At 73.1% G+C, this 3742-nt stretch carries 3 protein-coding genes; 1 reads left to right on the plus strand and 2 read right to left on the minus strand.

Annotation, left to right across the window (positions count from 1 at the left end; genetic code table 11):
• Positions 1-364: 364 nt before the first annotated feature.
• Positions 365-838 (plus strand): NUDIX hydrolase, encoded by a 474-nt coding sequence (locus GT030_RS19875; protein ID WP_202460311.1) that lies wholly within the window; start codon positions 365-367, stop codon positions 836-838.
• Positions 839-853: 15 nt separating this feature from the next.
• Here the strand turns inward: GT030_RS19875 and GT030_RS19880 are convergent, their stop codons facing one another.
• Both GT030_RS19880 and pepN read right to left on the minus strand, forming a co-directional pair.
• On the minus strand, positions 854-1891 hold the full coding sequence (locus GT030_RS19880; RefSeq protein ID WP_161202262.1) for a hypothetical protein: 1038 nt from the start codon (positions 1889-1891) through the stop codon (positions 854-856).
• Between the two features lie 207 nt (positions 1892-2098).
• On the minus strand, positions 2099-3742 hold a 1644-nt coding region (gene pepN / locus GT030_RS19885), incomplete at its 5' end, for an aminopeptidase N (RefSeq protein ID WP_161202263.1).

Here is a 3742-nt window from a genome sequence, read left to right on the forward strand (position 1 = left end):
GGCTTGAGGCCGGGGTCGGCAGCCTGGGCGGGCGGCGCGTCTGCGGCCAGCGCCATGGGCACGGGGCCGGCCGCACAGAGGGCGGCGACCACACCGGCGGCCAGCGTCAGGCGCGCCAGGCGTCTCGGGCCGGGTATCGGGTCACGGTCGGGGGAGTGGGTCATCGCATCCCTTAGTCGGTGAGGGTTGTCCGCGAGGTCCTGTGCCGGACCAGCGCAGCTTTTCCCAAGCGACCGGATTTTGGGGTTCGTTGACCGAATCGAGATCCATGTATGGGGAAAACCCGCGATGCGATGTGTGCGGTTGGGGACCGAATAAGCCCGAATTCACTCGGTTCCCGCAGCGGCCGCGCTAACGTCCCGTCATGAGACGCAAGTTGAGGGTGGCGGCCTACGCCGTGTGTGTCCGCGACGGACAGCTCCTGCTCGCCCGCTCGCCCGCGCGGGAAGGCGGCTACGAATGGGTACTGCCGGGCGGCGGCGCCGAGTTCGGCGAGGACCCGTACGACACCGTGCGCCGGGAGGTGGCCGAGGAGACCGGCTACCGGGTGGAGGTCACCGACCTGCTCGGCGTGCACACCAACCGGGCGGTGCTCCCCGGCCGCTTCCCCGGCCGCGCCGTCGACCACCACGGCATACGGCTGCTGTACGCGGCGCACATCACCGGCGGCGAACTCCGCTACGAGGTGGGCGGTTCCACCGACCTCGCCGCCTGGCACGACCTCGACGCGGTGCCCGGCCTGACCCGTGTCTCCCTGGTCGACACCGCCCTGCGCCTGTGGCGTGACCGCCCACCCACCGGCCGCCTGGACCCCGGCCCGCCGGTCGGGACCCGCTGAGCGGGACGAGCGGAACTAGCGGGGCAGCACCACCACGTACGCGGCCGGGTCGCGGTCGCCGGCGGCCATCAGGGCCGTACGGACCACCGCGGCCTGCTGCTCCGCCGAGTCCCTCAGCTTCTTCGGGGTGATGTGGACGACCGTGATGCCGAGCCGCTCCAGGTGCTCCCGCTTGCGGGCGTACTCCGACCAGGTCGCGTCCTCGTCCTGGCGTGGGGCGCGGGTGTCCAGCTCGACGGCGACCGCCTGCTCGGGCCAGTAGGCGTCCACGCCGCCCAGGTGGGGGCCGCCCGGGAGGCGCAGGTCCACGTTCCACACCGGGTCGGGCAGCCCGTACCCGGTGACCATCCGGTACAGCCGGTCCTCGGCCACCGCGCGGCCCTCGGCCACCAGCGAGTCCACCGCGTCCACCACGTGGGGCCGGCCCATCAGCCTGGCCACGGTCAACTCCCGTACCAGCGCGGCCGGATCGCAGTGGCCGTCGCGCACCGCCTCGGTCAGCAGCCGCCGTACCGTGTCCGCGTCCGTCAGGTGGGCCACCGCGTCCGCCACCGCACGCGCCACCGGCGCCACCGGCAGGCCGGCGACGGGGCGCGCCACCGGGAGGTCGGGGGTGCGCACCACCCGTACGTACCCGGTCGAGCGCAGCCGGCGCAGCCTCGGGACCAGGACGTCGATCCGCTCCAGGTCGGGCAGCGGGGGCGCGGACGGCAGGCCGTGCAGAGCGAGGGCGGCCAGGCCGGTGAGCATCGCCTCGGCGTAGGCCCCCCGGTGCGGGTCGCCCGCGCCGGGCTGGGCGGGCACTCCGGGCACGGACTCGCGCGAGGCGTACAGCAGGGCGCCGTGCAGGCGCTCCTCGCTCGTGGGTGGCCCGGAGTGCAGCAGGACCACGTTGGGCAGCAGCAGCCGCCAGGGACCGTCGGCCCGGCACCGCTCGTTCAGCTCGGCCGTCGTCACCCCGTGGGTGCGCAACTGGGCGGCGGTCAGGACCCGGCGGTGGACCTCGGTGAGGTGGCGGAGCGGGCGGGGGGAGAGCGGGGTGTCGTGCGTCATGGCTCTGGAATGCCCTACTCCCGGCCCACCCGTAACCGCTGTTACACACCCGTCGAGAAATGCGGACAACACGGTATTAAAGGACGGGTGTTCGGATGCCGAGTAGGCGGCGAAAACCCCTGGTCCGATCGAGGGGGGACCAGGGGTTACGGGCCGCCGTGCCCGGATTCCGTAACGGTCACCGGGCGCCAAAGCTCAGGCCAACGGTCAGGCGTTGGTGTCGCACTCCTGTGCGCGCAGTGCCCGCGCCAGGTCGTCCCGCGCCTCCAGCACCAGCCGGCGCAGCGCGGGGGCCGCGTCCGCGTGCTCCGCGAGCCACGCGTCCGTCGCCGCCAGCGTCTCCGGGCGGTCCTGGTGGGCCGGGAACAGCCCGTTGACGATGTGCATGGCGATCTGGATCGACCGCTCCCGCCACACCCGCTCCAGCACCGCGAAGTACTTCTCCGCGTACGGCGCCGTCAGCTCCCGCTGGCCCGGCCGGCCGAAGCCCGAAAGGGTCGCCTCCACCAGCGCGTTGGACAGCGCGTCCGACTCGACGACCTGCGCCCACGCCTGCGCCTTGACCGCCGCCGAGGGCCGCGCGGCCAGGCAGCGCACCTGATGCCGCTTGCCCGACGCGGTGTCGTCGCGGGCCAGCTCGGCCGCGAGCACCTCCTCGTCGGCCACCCCGTGCGCGGCGAGCGGCTCCAGGAACGCCCAGCGCAGCTCCTGGTCCACGGTGAGACCTTCGACCGTCTCGGTGCCGTCCAGCAGGTCCTTCAGCAGGGCGAGGTCGGCCGTGCCGGTCGCGACCGAGGCGAAGAAGCGTGCCCAGGCCAACTGCGCCTCGCTGCCCGGCTCGGCCGACCGCAGCTCCTTCAGCGCGCCCTGCGCCAGTAGCTCGCCGCCCGCGACCCGCCACTCGGGGGCGGCGTAGCGCTCCAGGGCCGTGCCGGCCCAGGCGTGCAGCATCTGGAGCACGCCGATGTCGGACTCCCGGCCCGCGAACCGCAGCACCAGCGCGACGAACTCCCGCGCGGGCAGCAGGCCGTCCCGCGTCATGTTCCACAGCGCCGACCAGCACAGGGCGCGGGCAAGGGGGTCGGCCAGGTCACCGAGGTGGTCGCGGAGGGTGGCGAGCGAGGTCTCGTCGAAACGGATCTTGCAGTAGGTGAGATCGTCGTCGTTGACCAGGACGAGGTCGGGAGCCTCGGCTCCGGCCAGCTCGGGCAGCACCGTGCGCGGGCCCTCGACGTCCACCTCGACGCTCCGGTACCGCTCCAGCGCGCCGGACTCGCCCAGGCGGTACAGGCCCACCCTCACCCGGTGCGGGCGCAGCTCGGGGTGGGACTCGGGGGCCTCCTGGAGCACGGCCAGCTCGTCGATCCGGCCCTCGTCGTCCAACAGCACCTGTGGAGTAAGGGAGTTGACCCCGGCCGTCTGCAGCCAGGCCGCCGCCCACGCCGTCATGTCCCGGCCGCTGGTCTCCGCGAGCACCGAAAGCAGGTCGCCCAGGCGGGTGTTGCCGTAGGCGTGCCGCTTGAAGTAGCGCCGGGCACCCTCCAGGAAGGCGTCCTGCCCGACGTACGCCACCAGCTGCTTGAGGACGGAGGCGCCCTTGGCGTAGGTGATGCCGTCGAAGTTGAGCTTGGCGTCCTGGAGGTCGCGGATGTCGGCGGTGATGGGGTGCGTGGAGGGGAGCTGGTCCGCGCGGTAGGCCCACGCCTTGCGGCGGTTGGCGAACGTCGTCCAGGCGTCCTTGAAGCGGGTCGCGCCCACGCTGCCGAAGGTGCCCATGAAGTCCGCGAAGGACTCCTTCAGCCACAGGTCGTCCCACCACACCATGGTGACCAGGTCGCCGAACCACATGTG

Source organism: Streptomyces sp. SID1328 (genome assembly GCF_009865595.1).
Classification (GTDB): domain Bacteria; phylum Actinomycetota; class Actinomycetes; order Streptomycetales; family Streptomycetaceae; genus Streptomyces; species Streptomyces griseoluteus.